This is a genomic window from Mesorhizobium intechi (assembly GCF_002879535.1).
Classification (GTDB): domain Bacteria; phylum Pseudomonadota; class Alphaproteobacteria; order Rhizobiales; family Rhizobiaceae; genus Mesorhizobium; species Mesorhizobium intechi.
On sequence record NZ_PNOT02000314.1, the window covers coordinates 1 to 26,679 of the forward strand.

Genomic DNA, 26,679 nt, shown 5'->3' on the forward strand with positions numbered 1-26,679 from the left:
CCTATCCGACGGCCAGGCTTTTGGCTGGCGATGCCTGGCGGCGCGGCCCGCGCGGCCTTGCCGCCTTTCTCGGCGAGGCGCTGGCGCCGGCACGCGGCTGGCTGGAAAGCACCTACCAGTCCGAAACCATCCGCGCGCTTTGGGCGCCCTGGGTGCTGCATGCCGGGCTGGGGCCGGAAGATGCCTTCTCCGGCCAGATCGCCAAGGTAATCGCCTTCGCGCTCGAAGCCGCGGGCGCCCCGATCGTCAAGGGCGGGGCGAAGAACCTGCTGTCGGCCTTCGAGGCATTGATCATCGAGCGCGGCGGCGTCATCTCCACCGAAGCGGACGTCGCCTCCATCATCCTGGCTGGTGGTCGCGCCACCGGTGTGCGGTTGGCCTCGGGCGAAACGGTGCATGCGAAGAAGAGCATCATCTGCTCGGTGACGCCGACGCAGCTCTATGGCCGGCTGCTGGGCAGCGAGGCGCCCAAAGCCGATATCGAGGCAACGCGGAAATACCGCTACGGCAAAGGCAATTTCCAGATCCACTACGCCCTCGACAAGCCGCCGGCATGGCGCGGCGAAGGACTGGACAAGGTGGCGCTGCTGCATCTGACGCCGGGACTGGATGGCGTGTCGAAAGCCTGTAACGAGGCGGTGCGCGGCTTGCTGCCGGAAGTGCCGACCATCTGCGTCGGCCAGCCGCACGCGCTCGACCCGTCGCGCTGTCCGCAAGGCAAGGCGATCCTGTGGCTGCAACTGCCAGAGGCGCCTCGCCACGTCAGAGGCGATGCCGCAGGCAAGCTGCAGGCCCCGGCCGATGGGCAATGGACCGACGCATTGCGCGAGGCCTATGCCGACCGCGCTGAAGCGATCCTCGCCAGCCACATCGATGGCTTCAAGGACCGCGTGATTGCGCGCCGAGCCTATTCGCCGGCCGACCTTGAAGCGATGAACATCAATCTGGTCGGCGGAGATCCCTATGGTGGCTCCTCGACCATCGACCAGTCCTTCCTGTGGCGGCCGTTCAAGACCAGCCGCAACCACCAGACCGGCATAAAGGGGCTTCATCATATCGGGGCCTCGACCCACCCGGGCGCCGGTCTCGGCGGCGGTTCCGGCTTTCTCCTGGCGGGGAGGCTGTGATGGAACAGAAGGTGGCGGAAAAGCGCCAGCGCATTTCGACGCTCGGGCAGATCGGCCTACAGCAATTCGCGCCCTATCTGATGAACCGCATCATGGGCCGCTACAACGCCACCTTGCGCGATGATTTCCGCAAGCAGGGCCTGACCATTTCGCAGGTGCGCACGCTGGCGGTGCTGTCGGTCACCGATGGCGTCACCGTCAACGACCTCTCGGTCTATACGGTGATCGAGCAGTCGACCTTGAGCCGCACGCTGGACACTCTGGAGGGACAAGGCTTCGTGCGGCGCGAGCAGGGCGTCACCGACAGCCGCATCCGTCATGTCTTCCTGACCGATGATGGCCGCGCCGAGTTCGCGCGCGCCTGGCCGGCCATGCATGACGCTTTCGAGGCGATGTTCGACGATATCGACGACGCCGAATATGCCGCGCTGATCGCCACGCTTTTGAAGATGCTCAAGAACATTCGCAAGCACGATATCTAGACGTACGCGCCGCCGGTCGCGGCGGCAACGGAAGGAGGCAGAGATGGCCGAACGGTCTTTTGCCAAGGAAGTTGAAAAACTCAGGCTCGGCGCCGGCGAGGAATTTGCCGGCGAGGGCATCCTCGCCATCACCAAGGCGCTGCTGCAATGCGGCGTCGGCTATGTCGGCGGCTACCAGGGCGCGCCGATCAGCCATCTGATGGATGTGCTGGCCGACGCGCAGGACATTCTGGGCGAACTCGGCGTGCATTTCGAGGCGAGCGCCTCGGAGGCCACCGCCACCGCCATGCTCGCCGCCTCGGTGCATTATCCCATTCGCGGTGCCGCGACCTTCAAATCGACCGTCGGCACCAATGTCGCCTCCGATGCGCTCGCCAATCTTGCCTCCGGCGGCGTCACCGGCGGCGCGCTGATCATCGTCGGCGAGGACTATGGCGAGGGCTCCTCGATCATGCAGGAGCGCAGCCATGCCTTCGCCATGAAGAGCCAGGTCTGGCTGCTCGATCCGCGTCCCAATCTGCCGTCGATCGTCAAGGCGGTGGAAGACGGATTCGAACTGTCCGAAATCTCCAACACCCCTGTCATGCTGCAGGTGCGCATCCGCTGCTGCCATGTGCACGGCCATTTCATCGCCAAGGACAACAAGCGCCCGCCGATGACGGTCGCCGATGCGCTGGAAGCGCCGCGCCGCGACACCGGCCGCATCGTGCTGCCGCCCGCCTCCTTCCTGCATGAGAAGGAGAAGGTGCAAAAGCGCTTGCCGGCCGCCGTCGATTTCATCGCCAAGAACAAGATCAACGAATTCTTCGGTTCGGATCATGGCTCGATCGGCATCGTCATGCAGGGCGGCATGTACAATTCCGTCATCCGCGCCTTGCAGCGTCTCGGCCTTGCCGACACCTATGGCGAGACGGACGTGCCGCTCTACGTGCTCAACGCCGTTTATCCCTTGATCGACGACGAGTTCCTGTCCTTCTGCGAAGGCAAGCAGTCGGTGCTGGTCGTCGAGGAAGGACAACCGAATTACATCGAGCAGGCCTTCGCGGCGATGCTGCACAAGGCCGGGCGTGGCTCCAGGCTGGTCGGCAAGGAATATCTTCCGATGGCCGGAGAATATACCGGCCAGGTCATGCTGGACGGCATCGGCGCCTTCCTGCGCGCCGAGGTGCCGCATCTGCTTCCGGGTGAAGTGCGCGCGCCCAACAAGGTCGGCGACGGCGTCGACACCGCGGACCTGATCAATGTCGTGCCGGGCAGGCCGCCGGGTTTCTGCATCGGCTGTCCGGAGCGGCCGATCTTTGCCGCGACAAAGCTGGTCGAACAGGAGCTCGGCAAGCATCACATCGCTTCCGATATCGGCTGCCACCTGTTTTCGATCATGCCGCCTTTCGAGCTTGGCGCCACCACCATGGGCTATGGGCTGGGGCCGGCCTCGGCGTCGGCGTTCAATTCGCCCGATGCCAAGCGCCGCTCGATCTCCTTCGTCGGCGACGGCGGCTTCTGGCACAACGGTCTGACCTCCTCGATCGGCAATGCGGTGTTCAACAAGAATGACGGCGTCATCGTCATCGTCGATAATTTCTATTCGGCCGCCACCGGCGGGCAGGACATCCTGTCGTCGCGCGCCGGCAACAGGACCAAATCGACAAAACATCCGATCACCGAGGCGGTGAAGGGCATGGGCGTCAAGTGGCTGCGCCATGTCGAGCGCACCTACGATGTCGGCAAGATGCAGGACACGTTGCGCGAGGCGCTGACGACGGAGGAGAAGGGACCGAAGGTCATCGTCGCCTCTTCCGAATGCATGCTCAACCGCCAGCGCCGCGAAAAGCCGTTGGTCGACAAGGCGATCAAGGGCGGCGAGCGTGTCGTCAAACCGAAATTCGGTGTCGACGAGGACATCTGCACCGGCGACCACGCCTGCATGCGGTTGTCGGGCTGCCCATCACTTTCGGTGAAGTCGCTCGAAGATCCGCTGCGCGACGATCCGGTGGCATCGATCGACCAGAACTGCGTCGGCTGCGGCAATTGCGGTGAGGTGGCCGATGCCGCCGTACTCTGCCCGTCCTTCTACCGCGCCGATGTCGTCCACAATCCGAGCCGCTGGGACCGTTTCCTGGAAGGCGCGCGTCGCGCGGTGATCAGCCTCCTGCAGCGACGCCGCGAAAGCCGGCGCCTGACCTTCGCCGATGCTTGACGCTGCCCCCCCGTTCCGTGCCAAGGCCGGCGACCAGGACGACGAGCACGTCATCAAGCTCGCCGTGCTGGCGGTCGGCGGCCAGGGCGGCGGCGTGCTGGCCGACTGGATCACCGATGTCGCCGAACGCAATGGCTACGTCGCGCAATCGACCTCGGTCGCCGGAGTCGCGCAGCGCACCGGCGCTACCATCTACTATGTCGAAATGGCCCGTGACACCGGCCGGCTTCCGGTCTTCGCATTGTCGCCCTCGCAAGGCGATGTCGACATATTGATCGCCGCCGAATTGATGGAAGCCGGCCGCGCCATCATCCGTGGTTTCGTCACGCCGGAACGCACCACGCTGATCGCCTCCTCGCACCGCATCGCCGCCGTGTCGGAGAAGATCGAACCGGGCGACGGCCGAGCCTCGTCCTCCAAGGTGCACGCCACGGCGGAAGCGGCGTCCAAACGCTTCATCGCCTTCGACATGGAAAAGATCGCCGCCGACAATGGTTCGATGATCTCGGCCAGCCTGCTTGGCGCGCTGGCGGGCTCGGAGGCGCTGCCGTTCACGCGCGAAAGCTACGAGCAGGCGATCGGTGCCGGCGGTCGCGGCGTCAAGGCCAGCCTCGCCGCCTTCGGCGCCGCCTATGACCGCGCGCGCGGCACGGCAGCGCCGGCGCCGAAGCCTGCAGGGCCGGCCATTGTCGAGGCTGCCTTGGGCGCAGGGCGGGTGAGCGGCCCGCAAGACCTGCTCCAGGGCTGGCAGGCACTCGCTGCCCGCATCGACCTGATGCCCGTGGCTGTGCGCGACATGGCGCTGCGGGGCCTGAGGAAGGTCGTCGACTATCAGGATATCGCCTATGGCGGCGAGTATCTTGACCGGCTCGACCGGGCCGTCGCACTGGACGGCGCCCACCATGCCCATGCGCTGTCCATCGCCGCTGCCAAGCATCTCGCCAACGCGCTTTGCTATGACGACATGATCCGGGTCGCCGACCTGAAGACGCGCTCGACGCGCGACAAAAGGGTGCGCAAGGAAGTCGGCGTCAAGGACGGTTCGATCCTGCAGGTCACCGAATATTTTCATCCGCGCATCGAGGAGTTCTGCGGCACGATGCCGGCGGGGCTCGGCAGCTATATCGAGAGCCGGCCGAAGCTTGCCGCCTTCCTCGACCGCCGCATCAACCATGGCCGCCGCATCCGCACCGACAGCTTCGCCGGCTTCGCGGCACTCTGGTTCATCGGCGGCCTGCGCCGCTGGAGGCGCAGCCTGCTGCGCCATAAGGTCGAGACGGCGCATATCGAGCATTGGTACGGGCTGGCGCTCGCCTATGCGCCCCGGGACTATGCGCTCGCCGTCGAGATCCTCAATTGCCGCCGGCTGATCAAGGGCTACAGCGATACCCATGTCCGGGCGCAGTCGAAATTCGACCGCGTGCTGTCGGCGCTTGCCATGCTCAAGGGCCGCGACGACGCCGCCGACTGGATCCGCCGCCTGCGCGAGGTGGCGCTGAAGGACGAAAAGGGCGACATGCTCGACGGCGCGCTGAAGACAGTGGCGACGCTCGGGCCAGGTCCGGCAACCTCGACACTCTAACCCCGAGATACCAGAGGCGTCCCCGGTTGCGGGCTCCGTCCCCAGCGCGATGAACGACGTTCATTTTTCTCTTGAACATTGTTCAAGACATGATAGGGTGTGCTCATGAACGATGTTCATTTCTGGCCAACCGAAGCCACGATATGGACATCGGGCACTGCAATGTAAGGATGTTTAACCAGCTCATGACTATCACTGAGCTTGAAACAGCGCCTGCAACCCGCAGGACCAGCGGCGAACAGCCGCAGGGTTCCGCCAAATGGAAATCGCCATGAACACGCATCTGATGTTGTCCCGGCGCTTTGCGCCTCTGTTCTGGACGCAGTTCCTGTCCGCCTTCAACGACAATTTCCTCAAGAACACGCTGGTGTTCCTGATCCTCTTCACGCTGGCCGCCGACCAGGCGGCCTCGCTGGTCACTTTGGCGGGCGCCGTCTTCATGGCGCCTTTTCTGCTCTTGTCCGCCCTTGGCGGCGAGATCGCCGATCGCTTCGACAAGGCCCTGATCGCGCGCCGGCTCAAATTCGCAGAGATCGCCGCCGCCGGCGTCTCCGTCGCCGGTATCGCGCTGTCGTCCATCCCCGTGTTGATGACGGCGCTGCTGATGTTCGGCACCATCTCGGCGCTGTTCGGGCCGATCAAATACGGCATCCTGCCCGATCACCTCGAGCGCAAGGAACTGCCCAAGGCCAACGCCTGGATCGAATCGGCCACGTTTGCCGCCATCCTCGGCGGCACCATCGCCGGTGGCGTCGTGTCGGCCGATGGCATAGGCGTCACGGCCTTCGGGCCGATCATGATGGCCTTGGCGGTCGGCTGCTGGTTCGTCAGCCGTTACATTCCGCCCACGGGTTCCGCGGCACCTGACCTCGTCATAGACAGGAACATCTTTCGCTCGACATGGCGCCAGGTCAGCGAGTTGCGGACCGACACGCGGATCTGGCGCGCCGGCCTGATGACGTCGTGGTTCTGGCTGATCGGCGCCATCGTGCTTTCGATCCTGCCGAGCTTGATCAAGGATTCGCTCGGCGGCAACGAGATCGCCGTCACCGTTTATCTCGCGGTTTTCGCCGTCTCGATCGCCATCGGCTCGGCGATTGCCGCATGGATGTCGCAGGGGCGCATCGTGCTTCTGCCCGCCCCGGCTGGCACGGCGCTGCTGGCACTGTTCGGCCTGCATTTGGCCTGGACCATCTGGAGCATGCAGCCTTCGCCGAAGGCCCAAACCCTTGCCCTGTTCTTCGCCGGGCCAAACACGATCCGTGTCGCGATCGACCTCGCTGGCATGGCCATCGCCAGCGCCTTCCTAGTGGTGCCGACCTTCGCCGCCGTGCAGGCCTGGTCGCCCGAGGCGCGTCGCGCCCGTGTCGTCGCCGCGGTCAGCATCGTCAATGCCGGCTTCATGACGGTCGGCGGCATCCTCGTCGCCGCGATCCAGACGAAAATCTCGACCGGCGGCATCCTGTTCGGTCTGGCCGCGGCCAATGGCGTCGCCGCCTGGCTGATGCTGAAATTCCTGCCGACCAACGCCTTCCGCGATTTCGTCTCCATCCTGTTCCGCGCCTTCCTGCGCCTGGAAGTCGAGGGCATGGAGAACCTCAAGGCGGCCGGCAAGGCGCCGATCCTGGCACTCAACCATGTCAGCTTCCTCGACGGTCCGCTGGCGCTGACGCTGACCGACGAGGAGCCGGTCTTCGCCATCGACTACGCCATCGCCCAGGCCTGGTGGATGAAGCCGTTCATGAAGCTCGCCCGTGCTTTGCCGCTCAATCCGGCCAAGCCGATGTCGACCCGCACGCTGATAAAGATCGTGCAGGCCGGCGATCCTCTGGTCATCTTCCCCGAAGGCCGCATCACCGTCACCGGCGGGCTGATGAAGGTCTATGACGGCGCCGCCATGGTGGCGGACAAGACCGGCTCGATGGTCGTGCCGATCCGCATCGACGGGCTGGAGAAAAGCCTGTTCTCCAGGCTGACGTCGCAGCATGTGCGCCGCCGCCTGTTCCCGAAGGTCAAGGTGACCATACTGGAGCCGGTCAAGCTGCAAGTGCCGCCGGAACTGAAGGGCCGCAAGCGTCGCGCCGCGGCGGGTTCGGCCCTCTACCAGGTCATGTCGGATCTCGTCTTCCGCACCCAGGACATCAACAAGACGGTGCTGGAAAAGATCATCCTGACGGCGAATGAACGCGGCATGAAACGGCTCGCCGTGCAGGACCCGGTCACCGGCTCGCTGAGCTATGGCAAGCTGCTGACGGCGGCCGCCGTGCTCGGCGAGAAATTCCAGAACCTTTATGCCGATCAGCAGACGCTCGGCATCATGCTGCCCAACGCCAACGGCTCATGTGCCACGCTGCTCGGCGTGATGTCGTCCGGCAAGGTGCCGGCGATGATCAACTTCACCGCGGGTGCCGCCAACATCCTTTCCGCCTGCAAGGCCGCTGAAGTGAAGACCGTGCTGACGTCCCGCGCGTTTGTCGAACAGGCCAAGCTTGGCCCGGTGGTCGAGGAGATCGGCCGGTCCGTCGACATCGTCTGGCTCGACGATCTGCGTGCAACCATCGGTCTCAAGGACAAGCTGCTTGGCCTGTTGCGCAAGTCGACGCCGCGCGCGCCGCGCAAGCCTGACGACCCGGCGGTGATCCTGTTCACCTCAGGCTCGGAAGGCACGCCCAAGGGCGTCGTGCTCACCCATCGCAACATCCTGGCCAATGCGGCGCAGGCGGCCTCGCGCATCGACTTCCACTCGGGCGACAAGGTGTTCAACGTATTGCCGATCTTCCATTCCTTCGGCATGACGGCTGGCACGGTGCTGCCATTGATCTCGGGCGTGCCGGTCTATTTCTACCCATCGCCGCTGCACTACCGCATCGTGCCGGAACTGATCTACGCATCCAACGCGACGATCATCTTCGGCACCGATACGTTCCTCAGCGGCTATGCGCGCACAGCGCATCCCTATGACTTCCGCTCGATACGCTATTGTTTTGCCGGCGCCGAACCGGTCAAGGCAGCGACGCGCATGACCTACATGGAAAAGTTCGGGGTGCGTATCCTCGAGGGCTACGGCGTGACCGAAGCGGCGCCGGTGATCGCCATCAACACGCCGATGTACAACAGGTCCGGCAGCGTCGGCAAAATCATGCCCGGCATGGAATATCGCCTGGATCCGGTACCCGGCGTCGATGAAGGCGGGCGTCTCTACGTGCGCGGTCCAAATGTCATGTCGGGTTATCTGCGCGCCGAGAAGCCGGGCGTGCTGGAACGGCTGGTGGACGGCTGGCATGACACCGGCGATGTCGTCTCGGTCGACGAGGGTGGCTTCATCACCATTCGCGGCCGCGCCAAGCGTTTCGCCAAGATCGGTGGCGAGATGATTTCCCTCGCCGCCGTCGAGGCGCTGGCGGGTGAATTGTGGAAAGGCTCGTTGTCGGCGGTCGCCTCGGTTCCGGATGCGCGCAAGGGCGAGAAGCTCATTCTCATCACCGAGACTCCCGGCGCCACACGTGCCGAGTTCCTGGCCTTCGCCAAGGCCAACGGCGCCATGGACCTGATGGTGCCCGCCGAAGTGCGCGTCGTCTCGAAAGTACCGGTGCTCGGCTCCGGCAAGCTCGACTTCGCCGGCGTGACCAAACTGGTGCGGGGGCAGGATGCGCCGGCCGCCAATGTCGAGGCCGCCTGATCGAGGCCACCTGCACGGCGGCGTGGCCTGAATGTCGCGGCGTCGCCCGGCAAGCACTGCCCGCTAGAGCAGTTCTAGGAAAAGTGCGAGCGGTTTTTCCGGGAAGAGCGCGTAGCGCTTTCCCTTGGGAATTGCGTCAAAACAAAGAGTTGGAGCAGTTCGCCGTTTCCATGAAACGGTGAAACGCTCCAACGAATATGTGATCGCGCCGCTCACCCGGCATTCAGTCGGGCGAGCGGTATGTTGTCCCTCGGGAATGCAACCATGGAGGACACGATCATGCTCACCAGATACATTCTGCCGATTGCCGTCGCCGCAGGCACGTTGATGCTGTCGAGCGTCGGGCTCGCAGGCCCTGCCCGTGGCCAAGCCCAGCGCTGTTCCGTTGCCAATCGAGAGCGTCGGCTGGAGATGCGGCCCTGGCTGGCACCTGAACCGGAGGGGAAATTGCGTGCCCAATCATCGCCGCTTGATAATCCGGCCGATACATCATTGGCACCACCGCTGGCATCGTCGCTGGTGACCGCGGAGCGGATCGAGACGGCGGTGGCTGCGAAGCGCGTGGGCGCTTCCCCAGGGATGGCGCCCGTGACGCCACCGGGCTTCTTCAAGCGATGAGATCCCGCATCGGCTTCACCGCCGCCGACTCCGGAAACACCTTGTCGGCGAGCACGGCGGCGGACAGGCCGAACTGGCCGGCGAGCAGGCCTTTCAACACCCCCCGGACGTCGCTGGTCGGGGCGAGGTCGCGTTGTTCGTAGAGCTGGGCCGGCTTCAAGCCAGGCCAGTCGGCGATGACGCGGCCGCCCTTGATCGCGCCTCCGGCGAGCAGCACCACCGTGCCGGTGCCGTGATCGGTGCCGACAGTGCCATTGATCCGCGCCGTGCGTCCAAACTCGGTGATTGCGACGATCGCCGTGTCCTTCCAGCGCTCGCCGAGACCCTTCTCGAATTCCTCGAAGGCGCCGTCGAGGCCGCCGAGCAAGGTGGCGAGCCGGCCCGTGGCGCCGCCTTCGTTGACATGCGTGTCCCAGCCGTCGAAGGCAAGCGCCGCAACACGCGGCCCGTCGTCGGCCGCGATCAGCTTGGCCGCACCTTGCGCGGCCTGCCGCATGCCGGCGGCGCTGTCGAGGCCGCCCTTCGCCTTCATCGCCCTGTCCTTCGGCTTAATCGCGTTGCCGCCGATCTGGCCGTCGAGCGCCATGCGGTCGGCATCGATGCCCTTTTGCAGGGCCACCGCCAGCACCGGGTCGCGATGCTGGTAGAGGTCGAGAACCCGCGCCGCGAGGTCGCCCGCCGGCGCCGGCAGCGATTGCGGCGCCCAGCCCAGAATGGGAGCCGCGCCGCGGATGACCAGTGGCGTCGATGGTCCGACGGCCAGCCCGCCGAGCGTCGCCACGCGGTCCCCCGCCGGCAGGCTCTCCAGCGCCCGGTTGAGCCATCCGGTGGCGACGTGGCCCGGCCCGGCGAAACCGCTTTCCAGCACATCCTGGCCGTCGAAATGCGAGCGTTCGCGATAGCCGGTCGCGGCCGCGTGCACCACCGCCGCCTGGTTTGCCTTGAACAGCCGCGCGAAGACCGGCATCGACGGATTGATCGCGAAAAAACCATCGAGCGGCAATGCCGCGTGCGGGCCGGCAAGTGACAACGCGATGTCGCCATGCAGGCCGGCATAGTCGGGATCGCCAATCGGACCGACCGCCGACAGGCCGTCGAGCGCGCCGCGCAGCACGATGACGATCAGGCGGGGGTCGCGATTGTCGGCGGCGCGGGCGAAACGAGGCAGATAGGCCCAGGCAAACAGGGCGCCGCCGGTCATCAGCACGGCGCGGCGGGAAGGGTGAGGGGTTTCACACAAGAGGCTCATGACTACATCTCCATAGGCGTTTCGGCGCCGGACCCGTCGCTCGCGCTATCGTCTCTGGAATTCGGGCGCCATCAAGAGCAGCGCCAGGCCTTGCTGCTTGGACTCGGCGCGGGCGATCGCTTGCCGCGTTTCCGGGGAGGCGGAGGGACCGATAACGGCGTCGAGCATGTCGTTGGGATTGCCGATGTCCTTGGCCTGGCGGGCCGCTTGCCAGGCGATGTCGAGGCGGATCTTCATGCCTTCGGCCGAAGCCCAGCTGTCCGCCTGGTCGGAAAAGCCGTTCGGCCCCGGCGGCTGCCAGAGCGGTTCGCCCAGCGCGTTGAGCCAGTTGAGCGACTGGCCCGGATCGTTCGCCGGACCCGGACCGGCCGACCGGCGGATGGCGGCGACATAGTCGAAGGGCGAGCGCATCTTGGCCAGCGGCGTCGACCATGCCTCCGGCATGTCGATGAGGGTCGCCGCCAATGCCCGGAGATTGCCGTCGCTCTTGGCGAAAACCTTGGCGAGGCAGGCGACCGCCGCGGGTGGCGGGTCGTCGGCTATGAAATGACGGGCAAGCTGGGTGGCGATGTGCTGCGCCGTCGCCGGATGGCGGGCCATGTCGTTGAGCGCCGTCTCGGCCTGACCCATGCCGCCGGCAGGATAGGTCTTGCCCAGCAGCACCGCATCGCCCGGCTCATGTGCGTTGGCGTTGAAGACGGAGCTGCCGGGCTCACCAAGCCGACCTTCGCGCCCGGCCATCGTCCAGCCGGTCAGGATGCGCGCGAAACTGGTGACGTCGGCCTGGGTATAGCCGCTGCCGACGCCCAGCGTATGCAGTTCCATGATCTCGCGGGCGAGGTTTTCGTTGAGGCCGCGCCGGCGGTTCTTGCCGGCGCGGGAGTCAGGTCCGATCGATTGCTGGTTGTCGAGATAGAACAGCATCGCGGGATGCCGCTCCACCGCCATCAGCATGTCGGCGAAACGGCCAAGCACGAAGGGCCGGATGGCTTCCCGCTCGAAAGCACCGGCGCTCGCCCGCACGATGTTGTCCTTCGCCACGGAGACGCAGAAATGGTTCGACCAGAAATACACCAGGCGTTCGACAAAGCCTGCCTCGGCGCGAGATGCCTTGTCGAGGCGCGCCTGGGCTTCGGCGCGAAACAGCGTGGCCTCGATTGGCGGCGCGGGTTTGGCCGGGATCGCAGGCGGCGGAACGGGTTGGGCATGCGCAACCCGTTCCGGAGTGGCCAGGGCGCTCGCCATTGCGGGCTGCGCCGTGGTTGCGGTCATGCGCTCGCGGTCGAGCTTGCGTTGGAAGTTTGCCGCCATGCTGGCCTGGATGGCCGGCGTGCTGCCCGGCAGGCCCGCATAGGCCTGATCGTCGAGCGAGATCAGGGCGATATCGGGCTGCCGCAGTTCCGCTTTCAGATAGGCGCGCGGGTCGTGGGCCATCCTGTCGCGGTCACCGGGCCTTGCCCCGAGCCCGAAGCGGTTGAGAGCGACGAGCACTGGATCTGGCGGGGAACCGGAGGCCGGGATAGCCAAGTCAGCTCTCCATTGCTGGAGCTTCCCGCGCGCGGCGCCGGAAGCCCGTTCAAGCCGTTTCGTGCCTGTTCAACTGAGGTCGTGGGGCCGACGAAGTTGTCGGCCCCGAAGGTCCTTACCAGCGATGCCAGCGGTGCCAGTGACGGTGCGGATGCCACCCATAGAAGACCGGGCGATGCCAATAATGGTAACCGGGGTAGACGACGACGCGATTGGGGACGCAGCGCCCCCAGGGATTGGGATGCCAGCCAGGTCCGCAACCCCAGGCGACGTGCTCGACCAGCGCCGGGGCGGCAGGCGGCGCCAGCGGCATGGCCGAGGATGCCGCGACCGTAGCCACCGTTCCGGTCATCGCGAGAGCGGCGGTGGCCGCGTATTTTGTCAGGTAGTTCATGACCATACTCCGAAGTTGTCCGAGGTTGAAACCTGTCGGCGCCAGATGGCCCGGCAGGTCCTGCCCTTCGCCTCGTTAAACGGGCGCCATCGGCATTTTCCGTCGGTCGTCACGACGATTTTTTTGGCGGTGTCGACGGCTGCGGCCCGGCGCGCCTTGAGAGGCCTTCCGCCAGCAGGCTGCGATCCTCGGCGGACGCTGCCCCCGCGAACTCGATGATGCGCTGCTCCAGCCGCGTGCGCACGGTGACGTCGGCGTTGCGGGCCCGCTCCAGGGCGGCCGCCAGGGCCGCCGTGTCGAGGACGGGCCGCCGCAGCAAATCCGCCGCCTCGCGCCTGGCCTGCTGGCCTTCGCGAATGATGTCGCGCGACTCTTGGCGGACGTCGCGCAGCGCCTTGCGGAACAGCGTGCGCTGCTCGTCGGGAAGCCGGCCGCCCGCCGCCTCCAGCGAATAGCCCTGGGCCGGCTTGCCGCGTTTGATCCAGACGGCCCCGCCGGCAAGCGCACCGGCCAGGAAGACATTCAGCACCACCGATGCGATGAGGAGATTACGGGCGGTGCTCATAGGTCTTCCTCGATCGTGTCGGGTCCGGCATCGCCGAATGCCGTCGCATTGGCGTCGAGCACATAATGGTCTGGCTGAACTTCGGGCGTGACGACGGTCACCAGGGCCAGTCCGGCAATGGCGCCGGCCAGCCCTATGCCGGCAAGCCCCAGCCCCAGCCACCAGAAGCGCTGGCGCCGGCGCCGGACGATGTACCGGTCGGCGGTCCGCAGGATCGTGTCGTGCAGCGCCTTGCCGGGGTGCGGGACGCCATAACTGTCGAGCCGGGCGTCGAGCCTGTCGGCCCGTTGCGAAATGGCCCGGCCTGTCTCGCTTGAAGCAAAGGCGGTGGCGGCGGCGCGCTCCGCTTGTGGCCAGCGCCGCGGGTCGCCGCCATAGGCTTCTGCGAGCGCCGCGAAACGCCCGGCGTCCATTGCCGGGCCGTCCTCGATGTCTTCAGCCATCTGTCTTCCCCTTGCCCCTTGGTGCCACGTGCCCGCACGGGTTGGAAACGAGGCCGACCCGCCGCCGCCTGATGCCTGCAAGGCGCGGTGACTGCCCGCCATTCATGGTCGCGCTCTTCTCAGTCATGGACGCCATCCCTGGCCAGGATCATCTGCAAGGCCCGCCGGCCGCGCGACAGCAGGCTTTCCAGCGCATCGACGCTGATCTCCAGGGTCGCGGCCGCCTCTATGTTGGACATCTCCTGATAGTAGACCAGGATGATCGCCTCGCGCTGGCGTGGCGCGATCGCCTGCAAGGCCTGCTCGACGCGATGCGGCCCTTCGCGAGCGTCGGGAAGCGGGGCAGGGTCGGCCATGTCCGGCAGATCGTCGGTCACCAGTTCGCGGCGCCGGCGCAGCCGGTCGTAGCAGAGGTTGAGCGTCACCCGGTGGATCCAGCTGTCGAAGCGTGCATTGCCGCGCCGCCAGCTCGAGGCGTGGCGCCAGATGCGCACGAAGGTCTCCTGCGCGACGTCCTCGGCTTCCGCCGCATCGCCAAGCATGCGCACGGCGAGCGAAAGGATGCGCGGCAGTTTGCGCGCGACAAGCGTCTGCACGGCCGCCGGGTCGCCGGCACCGACCCGACGAACCAACTCCTCGTCCGGATCGGCGCTCATCGGCCGACGCACTCCCGATATCCATCACGCGTCATGGCCTCTTGGTCATTGCTCCGGCTTGGGAGCGGATTTGTGGCCTGGCATCTCGTCGGCCGTCAGAACGCCGTCGCCATTCTTGTCCAGCTTGGCAAAGCGCTTGGCGAAGAACGCATCGAGTTCGGCTCGATCGATGAAACCGTCATGGTTCGAATCGATGCGCGCGAAGGATTTGGCCGCATCGCCCTTGATGTTGCGCCTGGCCTGAAAAGCCTCCCACTCCAGCAGGCTGATCTTGCCGTCGCGGTCGGTGTCGGCGGCCATGATAGCCTTCTCCCGCCGCTTCTGGAACTTGGCCAGCGTGATGTCGGACTTGGCCCTTGGCGCGGCTGGCGGCGTGGCGCCGGGAGACGTGACGCCAGGAGGCGCGGCAACTGGGGGTTGCGTCGCCGTCTGGGCGAGGGCCGCAACGGACAGCAGGCTCAAGGCGGCGGCAAGGATCGAACGGCTTATCATGCTTGGGCGTCTCCGGTTGGCGCGTCGGCCGCGGCCAATGCCGTGGTCACGCTTCAACCGTTAAACGCGGCGACGACGGAAATCCGTCGGTCGCCTGTGCCGATCATGCGATTGGGCGATGCCGCCCCGGCGCCGGTACCAAAAGCAGCGGCCATGACACCCCATCCGGCGTCATCCGGATGCACGCCGGTTTAGCCACCGCCCTTTTGGCGAACGGGCAGGAGCTATGCCGATGGGTCGGCGGCCACGAGCTGGTCCGGTTTGAAGCCCGCATGCTGCGGAATCCAGACATCGCCCTCGCGGTTGAACCAGTGGCACAGATACATGCCGGATGCGGCACCGTCGCTGACCGTCATCTTCGGCCCTCCCGACTTCAGCTTGACGACGTCTCCGGTCTTGAAAGTGTTGGGCATTTTCGACCTCCCATGCTGACGCCCGCGAGTTTCCCACCAAAGCTGAGTCTCGACAATGGCGGATATCGGCGCCATGCGCGAGCCCACCGCATAAGCGGTGGTCAACTGCTGATTGCGGCATGGGGAGGAAAACGAAGGGAAGGAACTGGTGCCGCTTGCGTGACTCGAACACGCGACCCCATCATTACGAATGATGTGCTCTACCAACTGAGCTAAAGCGGCCCGGGAGGCAAAGGCCTCCAAGATGGGCTGGGTGATAGACTCAACCGGCCGCGAATTCAAGATGCCACTTGGCAAATCATGCAAGAGCGCCCGCCGCGAGCGAAACCAGGCGATTGCGCCTGCGCGCGCCAGAATCGCCGGCACATGCCGATTTTGTTGCCGGAATATCGCCAAGATGGACTTTGGACGGCCCGTCGAGGCAGAATGCGCCCGCCCGCCCGTTGATTGATTGGTCGCCTACGGCTAACCATCACGGAAGTTTGGGCAATTGCAGAGGGATCCCGCTTGGACGCGATCGAAAAAGCGATCCGGAACGCCTTGGAGAAGGGCAATGCCGAGGACCGCGCGTTCCGCGAGAAGGTCTATCGCTCGGCCTTTGCCGCGCTTGACCGTGCGCTCCAGGCCAATCCCGGCGTGACCGTGGAGGTCGCCATCAAGCGCCGCAAGGCCATCCAGGCGACGATCACCGAAATCGAATCCGAGTACCTGCCGGCGGTGCCGGATGTCGGGCTGGAGGTCGACGACCCGGCGGCCGGGCTTGCGGCGACCGCGGCGCCCGCCATCGAGATCGGCGGCAAGGCGCCATCGCCCGCCGTCACCGTCGACGTCCCCGCGCAGCCCGCTTCCGATGCGCCGCGATCGCGTGTGCTGCCGGTCGTTCCCGACATCATGCCGGATGCGACGCTTCCCGGCGTGCCGGCCATCGACATGTCCGCTCCCGCCGCTTCGGGTACAGCGACGGAAGTCGCGCCCGATCGCGATGAGCGGCGCATCCGCGGGCGGCGCCTGCCGCTGACGGCCATTTTCTTCACCCTCACCCTGCTTGCCGCGGTCGGCATCGGCGTGTTCTTCGCGATCCAGACCGGCGTGTTCAAGACGGCCGCACAGCTCGATACGGCGCCGCCCGAGGCGCCGCCAACCGTCGAGGGCGACGATTTCACCCCGGCCGACGGCGCCAACGCGCCCGCCAAGCCTGGCGCGGCGGACCAGTCCCGCAACTGGATCAATGTGTTCTCGCCGACCGACCCGACGCATGTCGCCGCCCCATCGGACGCCAAGGCCTCGGTGATGAAGGACGACACCGGTCCGTTCCTGCGCATTCAGTCCGGCCCTTCAGGTTCGGCGATAGCCTTCGATGTCGGGCAGGGCGTGCTGGAGAAGCTCGCCGGCAAGCACGCCGTGTTCGACATCATCGCGCGTGCCGAGGAAGGCAAGGACACGCAGATCTCCGTCGACTGCAATTTCGGCGAGCTTGGCGATTGCGGCCGCAAGCGCTACGCGGTCGGCCAGCAGCGCAACGAATATCTGTTCGACGTACAGTTCCCCAACAAGCATCCGGGCTCGGCCGGAACCATCGCCGTCAATTCCGATTTCGACAAGCAGGGCAAGGCGGTCGACATCTACGAGATCCGCGTGTCGATCGAACCGTAAGAAATACCGGCCGCGTTTAGCGGTCGAGCAGTGCTTGCAGCGTCTCGATGCGGTCGGCCTCGTTGGCGGGCTTGTCCCAGCGCAGCCGCGAAATGCGGGGAAAGCGCATGGCGACGCCGGATTTGTGCCGCGTCGAGCGGTTGAGCCCCTCGAAGGCGACTTCCAGCACCAGGCCATTGTCGCGGTCCGCCCGCACCGAACGCACCGGCCCGAAACGCTCGACCGTGTTGTCCCGGACATATTTGTCGATCTGCTTCAGCTCCTCGTCGGTGAAGCCGAAATAGGCCTTGCCGACCGGCACCAGTTCCTCCTCGCCCTCGGCTCCGGACCAGACGCCGAACGTGTAGTCGGAGTAGAAACTCGACCGCTTGCCATGACCCCGCTGGGCATACATCAGCACTGCGTCCACCGTGTGCGGATCGCGCTTCCACTTGAACCACGGGCCTTTCGGCCGGCCGGCGACATAGGGCGAATCCCAGCGTTTCAGCATCACGCCTTCGATGATCGGGTGCGGCGGCGCGCGGCGCAGATCCTCCAGCACCTGCCAGTCCGCGAAGGCGACGAAGGGCGACAGGTCGAAACGGCTGGGGTCGAGCGTTTTCACGAAGGCTTCGAGGCGGCCACGCCGCTCGCGGAATGGCAACGCACGAAGGTCTTCGTCCCCGAGCTGAAGCAGGTCGTAGCAGCGCATGAAGGCCGGATGTTGCTGCTGCATCTTCGGCGTCACCGTCTTGCGGTTCAGCCGCTGCTGCAGGTCCGAGAAGGTTCCAGTCGCCTCTCGCGGGTCGCCGACCAGCAATTCGCCGTCCAGCGTCGCGGAAAAGTGCATGGCGTCGGCAAGGTCGGGAAAGGCGCCGGAGACATCGTCGCCGGTGCGTGAATAGAGCCGACGGATGCCTCCTTCCGCCACCGCCTGGACGCGGATGCCGTCCCATTTCCATTCGGCCGCATAGTCCCCCGGATCGAGCTTTTCGAGATCGCCGTCGCCAACCGGGTTCGACAGCATCACCGGACGGAACAAAGCCATCGCCGTGTTGCGGGGTTTTTCGGCCTTGCCTTCCAGCCATGCGAACAGCGCCATATAGGGCGGCGACAGTCCGTGCCAGAGCTCTTCGATCTCGGCGACGTCGAGCTTGCCGAAATCCGCCAGCGCCTGTTTGGCCAGCCGCGCCGAGACGCCGATGCGCAGGCCGCCGGTGACCAGCTTGATGATGGCGAAGCGCGCCGAAATGCCGGCGCTGTCGAGCAGGCCTGCCAGCACTTTCGGCCCGTCCGAGCGGCTTGCCGCCTGCAGTTTCGCCACCACCTCGCCGAGCGTCGGCTCGCGGTTGGGGATATTGCCGGGCGTTTGCGGCCAGACCAGCGACACCGTTTCGGCGAGATCGCCGACATAGTCGTAGGAATAGCCGAACAGCACAGGGTCCATGCGTTCGGTGACCAGCATGCGCAGCATGGCCGGCTTGACCGCGGCTATTGTAAGGTCCCCGGTGATGGCCGCCAGCGCAAGCCCGCGATCCGGGTCCTCAACGGTTCGGAAGTAATCGACCAGCAGCGTCAGCTTGCCGTTGCGCGATGGCGTCAGCACCAGGCGGTCTAGGAGTTCGGCGAAGCGGTTCATGCCTTCAGTCGCCCTCGTCCTCATAGCCCACCAGATGCAGCGGCCGCGCAGCGATGCCTTCGAGCTCGCACCAGCGAACCAGCGCTTCCTCGCGGCCATGCGTCACCCAGATCTCCTCGGCGCCGGTCTGCTTGATGGTGGTGGTGAGTTCGTCCCAATCGGCATGGTCCGAGATGATCAGCGGCAGTTCGACGCCGCCTTGCTTGGCGCGCTGGCGGATCCGCATCCAGCCCGACGCGAAGCATGAGATCGGATCCGGAAAGCGCCGCGCCCAGCGATCGGCGAAGGCCGATGGCGGGCCGACGACGATGGCGCCAGTGAAGTCGTCCTTGCCGCCGTCGACCGTCGCCGGCTCGAGGATCCCCAGGTCGATACCCTGGCTCTGATAGTATTCGCTGAGCCTGGCCAGCGCGCCATGGATATAGAGCGGCTTGTCATAGCCGGCATCGCGCAACAGCCGCATCACCCGCTGCGCCTTGCCCAGCGCATAGGCGCCGACCAGATGCGAGCGTTCGGGAAACTGCGCCGCCGATTTCAGCAGGCGGCCGATCTCGTCCGTGTCCGGCGGATGGCGAAACACCGGCAGGCCGAAGGTCGCCTCGGTGATGAACACGTCACACCGTATCGGCTCGAATGGCGCGCAGGTCGCATCCCTTCGCCTTTTGTAGTCGCCGGATGCGACGATGCGCATGCCCTGATGTTCGACGGATATCTGGGCTGAGCCCAGAACATGGCCGGCCGGATGAAAGCTGACGTTGACACCGTCCAGCGCGATCGTCTCGCCGAGCCGTGCGGCTTGTGTAGTTCCGGCAAAGTCGTCGCCGTAGCGCAGACCCATAATGTCGAGCGTCTGCTGCGTCGCCAGCACCGAGCGGTGGCCGGAGCGCGCATGGTCGGAATGGCCGTGCGTGACCAGCGCCCGGTCCACCGGCCGCACCGGGTCGATGAAGAAATCGCCCGGCGGGCAGTAAAGGCCTTCGGGCCGGGGATGAAGCAGGTCACTGGCGCGCATGGTACCCAAGATAGGATATAATTCCGCTGCGGGAAGCCGGTTGTCGGAGACTGCTGACTCTCGGGCCGGCTTTGCTCTACAGAGATGGCGGCCCGGCTGCCATCGGCCGGCGGAACCATCATTGTGAAACCGCTTCAGACATCGTCCGGCGATTTGAACGCCGATCGCCGTGCCGACTACGCCGAGATGCTCTATGCCTCCGGCGATCCCACGGCGGCGGCCGAGCTGCTGCTGGGCGCATTGGAGCTGGCGCCGCAATGGGCAATGGGCTGGTTTCGCCTCGGCGAGATGCAGGAGACGTCAGGCAGGCTCGACCTGGCGGCGCAGGCCTGGACGATGTCGCTGAAACTGGATCCGGCGGATCGCCAGGGCGCGGCCCTCAAACTGCAGGTGATCGGCAAGGCGCCGGTCGCCGCCGCGCCCCCGAGCGCCTTTGTCGAAGCGCTGTTCGACCACTATGCCGAGACATTCGACGAGATGCTGGTCGGCAGGCTCGACTACCGGCTTCCCGAATTCCTCGAGCAGATGATTCGCAAGGCAAGGCCGGGCCGCTTCCGCCTGGCGCTCGACCTGGGCTGCGGAACCGGGCTGATTGGAGAGAGGCTGAGACCGATCGTCGACCGGCTGGAGGGGGTCGATATCTCGGCCAGGATGCTGAAGAAGGCGCGGGCGAAAGGCATCTACGACACGCTGACAAAGGCGGATCTGCAGGGATTTTCCCGTTCGGGCGAAACACCCGATCTCGTGACATCGGCCGATGTCCTGATCTATATCGGCGCGCTTGAGGGCCTGGTGGGCACCGTTGCCGGCCTGCTCGCCGAAGGCGGCCTGTTTGCCTTCTCCGTCGAGACCCTGGCGGGCGACGGCGATTTCGCGCTGCAGCCCTCGCGGCGCTATGCCCATTCGCAACCCTATGTCAGGCGGACACTCGAGGCCAAAGGGCTTGCGATCCTGGGGCTGGAGCCAACCACCATACGGCAGGATCGCCGCGAGCCCGTCGAAGGGCTTGGCGTGGTGGCGTGGAAACCTCACGCCGTTTGAAGCGTGCATGGATACCATCCCGCTGCTGCGAAAAAGTCCGATTTGCGTGCGCGACTGATATTTGCGATCTGGTCACATCAGGGCGGGATATCAGGAGGAGCATATCGGATGCGCTGGAACATGATGATCTTGGCATCTTGCCTGGCAACGGCCGGCTGCGTCGGCAATTCGATGTCCGAGCGGCAGGACGCCAACATAGAATCCTCCCTGCAATACGACACCGTGCCGTGCGATCAGTTGCTGGCGCAACGCAATGGCTTGGCGCAGCAATACAACCTTCCGGTGACCGCGAAGCCGACCTTCTCCAATCCCGCGATGGGTTTCGGTCCGTTCACGCCCGACATGCGCTCCAAGGCCAAGCGCGACAGCGACAAGGCGTCAGGCGAGATCGACGCCATGAACCGGTCGATCGAGCGTCGCGACTGCGGCAAGCCGGACAATCAGAAGAAGAAGTTCGCCCTTCCCAGCTGATAACGGAAGCAGCAGCTGTCCCACGAGAGCGATCGCCGACAGCATGCTCGCGTCCGCGTAAGGGACGATCGATGAAACTCTCGGACCTCGGCGACCGCATCTGCATCCTGGGACCGTCCAACAGCGGCAAGTCGACCCTTGCCGTTGCGATTGCCTGCAAGCGTGGCCTGGAGCCCGTTCACCTCGACCTGCTTCATCATCTGCCCAACACCGACTGGGAGCCGCGTCCAAAGACCGAATTCATCGCCTTGCATGACGCCGCGATCGCCGCCGAGCGCTGGGTGATGGACGGAAATTACGCGATCTGCATGCCGCAACGTTTCCGTCGGGCGACGGGAGTGATCCTGCTGGATATTTCCACGCCGGCAAGTCTGCTGCGTTACTTCAGGCGAAGCTGGTTTGAGAAGAACAGGCGCGGTGCGTTGGAGGGCGGGCGCGACAGCGTCAAATGGGACATGATCCACCATATTGCCGTGACCACGCCGAAAAACCGCGGACGATACCAGGCGATGTTCGAGGGGCTCGATTTGCCAAAGCTGCAGCTATCCTCGTTGAGAGCGATCAAGCAGTGCTTCAGGCAATGGGACCTGGCCATATAGGGATCCGGCTAATATCCGGCCTTCCGGTCGACCAGGTTCTCGAGCTTCTCGCCACGCTCGAAGGCGTCCATCTGGCGCAGCATGGTCGGCGCCAGATGCATGGGATCGGAGGTCGCCGCGGCATGCGGTGTCACGAACACCTTCGGATGGTTCCAGAGCGGGCTGGTTTTCGGCAGCGGTTCGACCTCGAACACGTCGAGGCTCGCCTCCTTCAGCGTGCCGTCGTCCAGCGCCCTCACGATGTCGGCATCCTTGTGCAGGCGGCCGCGTCCGGCGTTGATCAGCACCGAACCGCCGAGGCCGTTGCGCTTGCGCAATTCCTTGAGCACGCCGTAATTGATGATGCCATGCGTGTCCGGTGTCAGCGGCAAAAGCACGACAAGAATATCTGTTGCCTTGAGGAAGGGGATCAACCCGGCCTCGCCGGAATAGGTCGCCACCCCTTGCATCGGCCGTTCGGTGCGCGACCAGCCATTGACGGCGAAGCCGAGCGACAGCAGCACCGAGGCCGCGGCGCGGCCGAGATTGCCGAGGCCCATGATGCCGACCGATATGTCGCCGGCTGGCCGCTGCAGCGGCTCGTGCCAGATTTTCTTTTGCTGCTGCTGCCGGTAGAGCAGGCCCTGGCGATGATGATCGAGCACCCGCCAGACGACATATTCGGTCATGTATTGCGTGAGGTTGTCGGCGACAACCTTGACGATCGGCACGTCGGGCAGGCCTGGATCGGCGAAGATATGGTCGACGCCGGCGCCGATGGAGAAGATGGCACGCAGATTGGGCAGCGACGACAACAAATTGGGCTTCTGCTTCCATACCACCGCATAGGTGATCGACGGATCCTTGGCGCCGTCCGGCTCCAGCACCACCTCACGCTCGGCCGACAACAGCTCGCGCCAACGCTGCGGATGAAAGCCGGTGACGGCAAGCAGGATACGGCCTTTTTCCATCGCGGTTCGTCTAGTCCTCTTTACGCAATTACTCGCTGACGGTGCCGACCGGCGCCGTCTCTATCTTGAAGGCGGCCGAGATCAGCGCCCGAGTATAGTCGGTTTGCGGATTTTCAAAAATCTGCTGGGAAGGGCCGGCTTCGACGATCTGGCCATTGCGCATGACGATGACGTCGTTGGCAAGCGCCCGGATGACCTTGAGGTCATGGCTGATGAAGAGATAGGCGAGGTCGTGCTTGGCCTGCAGATTGCGCAGGAGGTCGACGACCTGCGCCTGCACGCTCATGTCGAGTGCCGATGTCGGTTCGTCCAGCATGACGAAGCGCGGGTTGAGCACCATGGCCCGCGCGATGGCGACACGCTGGCGCTGGCCGCCGGAAAACTCGTGCGGATAGCGGTTGCGGGTGGCCGGATCGAGACCGACCTCCTTCAGCACGTCCGCAACCTTGTCGTCGCGTTCATCGGGCGACAGCTTCGGCTCGTGGATCTTCAGCCCTTCCTCGATGATCTCGGCGATCGACATGCGCGGGCTGAGCGAACCGAACGGATCCTGGAACACGATCTGCAATTCGCGCCTGAGCGGCCGCATGGCGTTGAAGGTGAGCTGGTTGATGTCGCGACCGTTGAACCGGATGGTTCCCGTCGACGAGATCATGCGCGCCAGGGCCAGGCCGAGCGTCGTCTTGCCGGAACCGGACTCGCCGACCACGCCAAGCGTCTGGCCGGCGCGCACGGTGACATCGATGCCGTCGACCGCCTTCACATGGTCGACCGTGCGGCGGAAGAAGCCCTGCTTTATCGGAAACCAGACTTTTATGTCCTTGCCGGTCATCACCGGCTTGGCGTCGGCATTGGCCGCTGGCGGCTTGCCTTTCGGCTCGGCCGCCAGCAGATGGCGCGTATAGGGGTCCCGCGGGTTGGCGAAGATTTCCTTGGTCGGTCCGGTCTCGACGATCTTGCCCTTGGTCATGACGCAAACCCGGTCGGCGATCTTGCGCACGATGCCGAGATCGTGGGTGATGAACAGCATCGACATGCTTTTGCGGCTTTTGAGGCCCGCGAGCAGTTCGAGGATCTGCGCCTGCACCGTGACGTCGAGCGCCGTGGTCGGCTCGTCGGCGATCAGAAGTTCCGGTTCGTTGGCCAGTGCCATGGCGATCATGACGCGCTGGCGCTGGCCGCCGGACAACTGGTGCGGATAGGCGTCGAGCCGCTTTTCGGGATCACGGATGCCGACCTCGTTGAGCAGTTCCAGCGTGCGCGCCTTGGCCGGGCGGTCGGCCATGCCCTGGTGCAACTTCAGGATCTCGACGATCTGATGCTCGATCGTATGCAGCGGATTGAGCGAGGTCATCGGCTCCTGGAAGATCATGGTGATCTTGTTGCCGCGCACTTGCCGCAACTGCTTCTCGCTCATCGCCAGCAGGTCGGCGCCCTCGAACAGGATCTTTCCCGAGGGGTGGCTGGCGCTGGGGTAGGGCAGGAGCTTCAGCACCGACAGCGCCGACACCGATTTGCCAGAGCCGGATTCGCCGACCAGCGCCACGGTCTCGCCCTTGGCGAGGTCGAAGGAAATGTGGTCGACCGCCGTCGACTGGTTGCCACCTTGCGCAAAGGCGACGCTGAGATCGCGGACAGAGAGCAGAATTTCGCTCATCTGAATGCCTTGCGCGGGTCGAAGGCATCGCGTGCGGCCTCACCGATGAACACCAGCAACGACAGCATCAGCGAGACGACGATGAAGCCGGAAATACCGAGCCAAGGTGCATTGAGGTTGCTTTGCGCCTGCTTCATGAGTTCGCCTAGCGATGGGGAGCCCGGAGGCAGGCCGAAGCCGAGATAGTCGAGCGAGGTCAGCGTCGAGATCGAACCACTGGTCAGGAACGGCAGGAAGGTCAATGTCGCCACCATGGCGTTGGGCAACAGATGCCGGAACATGATGGTGCGATTGGGCACGCCGAGGGCGCGGGCGGCGTTTACATATTCGAAGTTGCGGGCACGCAGGAACTCGGCACGTACCACCCCGACCAGCGCCACCCAGGAGAAGATCATCATCAGACCAAGCAGGATGAAGAAACCGGGCGGCAGGATGGCGGAGACGATGAGCAAGAGATAGAGCACCGGGATCGCTGACCAGATCTCGATGACGCGCTGGAACAGAAGATCGGTCCAACCGCCGAAATAGCCCTGCATGGCGCCTGCGGCAACGCCGATCAGCGACGAGCCCGCGGTCAGGATCAGACCGAACAGCACCGAGATCCTGAAACCGTAGATAAGCCGCGCCAGCACGTCGCGCGCTTGGTCGTCTGTGCCCAGCCAGTTCCAGTTGCCGACAATGCAATCGGGATCGGCCGCCCGTTGCGGATACTGGCCGCAGCGCTTGTCCGCATCATATTGCCAGGATGGTTTTGCAGGCGCGGCATCGGGAATTGCATTGTTGACCGTGCGATAGGAGTAGCGGATCGGCGGCCAGATCATCCAGCCATTGGCGTTGATCTCGTCCCGGATCACCGGATCGCGATAATCGGTCACGGCATAGAAGCCGCCGAACTTCTCCTCGGGGTAGGCGACCAGCACTGGAAACAGGATCTCGCCCTTGTAGGACACGAGGATCGGCTTGTCGTTGGCGATCCATTCGGAAAAAAGCGACAGACCGAACAGCACAAGGAATATCCACAGCGACCAGTAGCCGCGTCGGTTGGCCTTGAAATTCTGCCAGCGCCGGCGGTTCAGCGGCGATAGCCAAGGCCGTTTTGCGCGTCTCGGCGTGGTCTCGACAACGGTGTTCTCGACAACGGCTTGGGACATCAGATGTCTCTCCGCTCGAAATCGATACGCGGATCGACCCAAGTGTACATCAGGTCGGACAGCAGGCCGACGAACAGCCCAAGCAGCGAGAAGATATAGAGATTGGCGAACACCACCGGATAGTCGCGCTGCAGGACCGACTTGAAGCCGAGCAGGCCGAGACCGTCGAGTGAGAAGATGTTCTCGATCAGCAGCGAGCCGGTGAAGAAGGCCGAGATGAAGGCGCCGGGAAAGCCGGCGATGACGATCAGCATGGCGTTGCGGAAGACATGGCCGTAGAGCACCTTGCGCTCCGACAGGCCCTTGGCGCGCGCCGTCACCACATACTGCTTGCGGATTTCCTCGAGGAAGGAATTCTTGGTGAGCAGCGTTGTCGTGGCGAAAGCCGACAGCACGAGCGCGGTCAGCGGCAACGTCATGTGCCAGATATAGTCGACGACCCTGTCCGGCCAGGACAACTGGTTCCAATTATCCGAAACGATGCCGCGCAACGGGAACCAGTCCCAGAACGAGCCGCCGGCAAACAGCACCATCAGCAGGATGCCGAACAGGAAGCCCGGGATCGCATAGCCGATGATGACGACGCCGCTGGTCCACATGTCGAACGCCGAGCCATCCTTGACCGCCTTGCGGATGCCGAGCGGGATCGAGATCAGGTAGGACAGGATGGTGATCCAGATGCCGAGTGAGATCGACACAGGCATCTTTTCGAGGATCAGGTCGAGCACCGATATGTCGCGGAAATAGCTATCGCCGAAATCGAACCGGATATAGTTCCACAGCATCATGCCGAAGCGTTCGAGCGGCGGCTTGTCGAAGCCGAATTGCTTTTCCAGCTTCTTGATGAACTCGGGGTCAAGACCTTGCGCACCGCGGTATTTCGAGCCGATATCGCCGGCGGCATCGCTATTGCCACCGACGCCGGCGTCGCCACCACCGCTGCCGAGGCGATCGCTGCCGCCCTGGTTGGTCAGACTGGCAATCACCTGCTCGACCGGACCGCCGGGCGCGAACTGGATCACGGCAAAGGAAATCGCCATGATGCCGAACAGCGTCGGGATCATCAGAAGGATGCGTCGCAGTATATAGGCGCCCATCAGCCC

23 protein-coding genes, 1 tRNA gene and 1 pseudogene are annotated in these 26,679 nt (G+C 64.8%); 10 read left to right on the forward strand and 15 right to left on the reverse strand.

Going from position 1 to position 26,679, the window contains the following annotated elements; all coding sequences use genetic code 11:
* The 6 genes and pseudogenes from C1D09_RS26620 to C1D09_RS26645 form a co-directional block, all read left to right on the forward strand.
* On the forward strand, positions 1–1,127 hold a 1,127-nt coding region (locus C1D09_RS26620; protein ID WP_143977038.1), incomplete at its 5' end, for a phytoene desaturase family protein.
* Positions 1,127–1,609 (forward strand): MarR family winged helix-turn-helix transcriptional regulator, encoded by a 483-nt coding sequence (locus C1D09_RS26625; RefSeq protein ID WP_143977039.1) that lies wholly within the window; start codon positions 1,127–1,129, stop codon positions 1,607–1,609. The genes C1D09_RS26620 and C1D09_RS26625, both read left to right, overlap by 1 nt.
* A 43-nt stretch (positions 1,610–1,652) precedes the next feature.
* The gene (locus C1D09_RS26630) at positions 1,653–3,806 is read left to right on the forward strand and encodes a thiamine pyrophosphate-dependent enzyme (protein WP_143977040.1); all 2,154 of its coding nucleotides are present in this window, start codon (positions 1,653–1,655) and stop codon (positions 3,804–3,806) included.
* Complete coding sequence (locus C1D09_RS26635) at positions 3,799–5,388, forward strand: indolepyruvate oxidoreductase subunit beta family protein (protein WP_143977041.1); 1,590 nt, start codon at positions 3,799–3,801, stop codon at positions 5,386–5,388. The genes C1D09_RS26630 and C1D09_RS26635 overlap by 8 nt, the downstream gene beginning before the upstream one ends.
* Positions 5,389–5,659: 271 nt before the next feature.
* Positions 5,660–9,067: an acyl-[ACP]--phospholipid O-acyltransferase gene (locus tag C1D09_RS26640; protein ID WP_143977042.1), complete on the forward strand. Its 3,408-nt coding sequence runs from the start codon at positions 5,660–5,662 to the stop codon at positions 9,065–9,067.
* 279 nt (positions 9,068–9,346) lie between these two features.
* Positions 9,347–9,590 (forward strand): annotated as a pseudogene (locus C1D09_RS26645) (GCG_CRPN prefix-to-repeats domain-containing protein).
* Positions 9,591–9,674: 84 nt separating this feature from the next.
* Here the strand turns inward: C1D09_RS26645 and C1D09_RS26650 are convergent.
* The 9 genes from C1D09_RS26650 to C1D09_RS26690 form a co-directional block, all read right to left on the reverse strand.
* Complete coding sequence (locus tag C1D09_RS26650; protein WP_143977044.1) at positions 9,675–10,934, reverse strand: DUF1501 domain-containing protein; 1,260 nt, start codon at positions 10,932–10,934, stop codon at positions 9,675–9,677.
* 45 nt (positions 10,935–10,979) lie between these two features.
* On the reverse strand, positions 10,980–12,461 hold the full coding sequence (locus C1D09_RS26655) for a DUF1800 domain-containing protein (protein WP_143977045.1): 1,482 nt from the start codon (positions 12,459–12,461) through the stop codon (positions 10,980–10,982).
* A 115-nt stretch (positions 12,462–12,576) separates the two neighbouring features.
* Complete coding sequence (locus C1D09_RS26660) at positions 12,577–12,855, reverse strand: GCG_CRPN prefix-to-repeats domain-containing protein (RefSeq protein WP_143977046.1); 279 nt, start codon at positions 12,853–12,855, stop codon at positions 12,577–12,579.
* 109 nt (positions 12,856–12,964) lie between these two features.
* Positions 12,965–13,420: a periplasmic heavy metal sensor gene (locus C1D09_RS26665; protein ID WP_143977047.1), complete on the reverse strand. Its 456-nt coding sequence runs from the start codon at positions 13,418–13,420 to the stop codon at positions 12,965–12,967.
* Complete coding sequence (locus C1D09_RS26670; protein ID WP_246135887.1) at positions 13,417–13,863, reverse strand: hypothetical protein; 447 nt, start codon at positions 13,861–13,863, stop codon at positions 13,417–13,419. Before C1D09_RS26670 ends, C1D09_RS26665 begins: the two co-directional genes overlap by 4 nt.
* A 119-nt stretch (positions 13,864–13,982) precedes the next feature.
* The gene (locus tag C1D09_RS26675) at positions 13,983–14,519 is read right to left on the reverse strand and encodes an RNA polymerase sigma factor (protein ID WP_143977049.1); all 537 of its coding nucleotides are present in this window, start codon (positions 14,517–14,519) and stop codon (positions 13,983–13,985) included.
* A gap of 45 nt (positions 14,520–14,564) precedes the next feature.
* Positions 14,565–15,011 carry a CREC-EF hand family protein gene (locus C1D09_RS26680; RefSeq protein WP_143977050.1) on the reverse strand — a complete coding sequence of 149 codons (447 nt, stop codon included), beginning with the start codon at positions 15,009–15,011 and terminating at the stop codon, positions 14,565–14,567.
* A 224-nt stretch (positions 15,012–15,235) separates the two neighbouring features.
* Entirely contained in the window at positions 15,236–15,424 is a 189-nt protein-coding gene (locus tag C1D09_RS26685; protein WP_019863018.1) for a YodC family protein, read from the reverse strand.
* 146 nt (positions 15,425–15,570) lie between these two features.
* Positions 15,571–15,646 (reverse strand) — tRNA-Thr (locus C1D09_RS26690).
* Positions 15,647–15,931: 285 nt separating this feature from the next.
* Here C1D09_RS26690 and C1D09_RS26695 point away from each other — a divergent pair.
* Positions 15,932–17,077 carry a hypothetical protein gene (locus C1D09_RS26695; RefSeq protein ID WP_143977051.1) on the forward strand — a complete coding sequence of 382 codons (1,146 nt, stop codon included), beginning with the start codon at positions 15,932–15,934 and terminating at the stop codon, positions 17,075–17,077.
* Positions 17,078–17,093: 16 nt separating this feature from the next.
* On the opposite strand, the gene C1D09_RS26700 is transcribed toward C1D09_RS26695, so the two are convergent.
* Entirely contained in the window at positions 17,094–18,695 is a 1,602-nt protein-coding gene (locus C1D09_RS26700; RefSeq protein ID WP_143977052.1) for a cisplatin damage response ATP-dependent DNA ligase, read from the reverse strand.
* Positions 18,696–18,699: 4 nt separating this feature from the next.
* Entirely contained in the window at positions 18,700–19,707 is a 1,008-nt protein-coding gene (locus tag C1D09_RS26705; protein WP_143977053.1) for a ligase-associated DNA damage response exonuclease, read from the reverse strand.
* Positions 19,708–19,830: 123 nt separating this feature from the next.
* Here C1D09_RS26705 and C1D09_RS26710 point away from each other — a divergent pair, with 123 nt between their 5' ends.
* The 3 genes from C1D09_RS26710 to C1D09_RS26720 all read left to right on the forward strand — a co-directional run bounded on the left by C1D09_RS26710 (position 19,831) and on the right by C1D09_RS26720 (position 21,818).
* On the forward strand, positions 19,831–20,748 hold the full coding sequence (locus C1D09_RS26710; RefSeq protein WP_143977054.1) for a class I SAM-dependent DNA methyltransferase: 918 nt from the start codon (positions 19,831–19,833) through the stop codon (positions 20,746–20,748).
* A gap of 108 nt (positions 20,749–20,856) precedes the next feature.
* Positions 20,857–21,219 (forward strand): hypothetical protein, encoded by a 363-nt coding sequence (locus tag C1D09_RS26715; RefSeq protein WP_143977055.1) that lies wholly within the window; start codon positions 20,857–20,859, stop codon positions 21,217–21,219.
* 71 nt (positions 21,220–21,290) lie between these two features.
* The gene (locus C1D09_RS26720) at positions 21,291–21,818 is read left to right on the forward strand and encodes a P-loop NTPase family protein (protein WP_143977056.1); all 528 of its coding nucleotides are present in this window, start codon (positions 21,291–21,293) and stop codon (positions 21,816–21,818) included.
* A gap of 8 nt (positions 21,819–21,826) precedes the next feature.
* Here C1D09_RS26720 and C1D09_RS26725 read toward each other — a convergent pair whose 3' ends face one another.
* The 4 genes from C1D09_RS26725 to C1D09_RS26740 are packed head-to-tail and all read right to left on the reverse strand — an operon-like array spanning position 21,827 to position 26,673.
* Complete coding sequence (locus C1D09_RS26725; protein ID WP_143977057.1) at positions 21,827–22,768, reverse strand: 2-hydroxyacid dehydrogenase; 942 nt, start codon at positions 22,766–22,768, stop codon at positions 21,827–21,829.
* Positions 22,769–22,796: 28 nt separating this feature from the next.
* A complete protein-coding gene (locus C1D09_RS26730; protein WP_143977058.1) occupies positions 22,797–24,425 on the reverse strand; it encodes an ABC transporter ATP-binding protein in 1,629 nt (542 codons plus the stop codon).
* Positions 24,422–25,576 carry an ABC transporter permease gene (locus tag C1D09_RS26735; protein WP_143977059.1) on the reverse strand — a complete coding sequence of 385 codons (1,155 nt, stop codon included), beginning with the start codon at positions 25,574–25,576 and terminating at the stop codon, positions 24,422–24,424. Before C1D09_RS26735 ends, C1D09_RS26730 begins: the two co-directional genes overlap by 4 nt.
* Entirely contained in the window at positions 25,576–26,673 is a 1,098-nt protein-coding gene (locus C1D09_RS26740) for a microcin C ABC transporter permease YejB (protein WP_143977060.1), read from the reverse strand. The genes C1D09_RS26735 and C1D09_RS26740 overlap by 1 nt, the downstream gene beginning before the upstream one ends.
* Between the last annotated feature and the right edge of the window lie 6 nt (positions 26,674–26,679).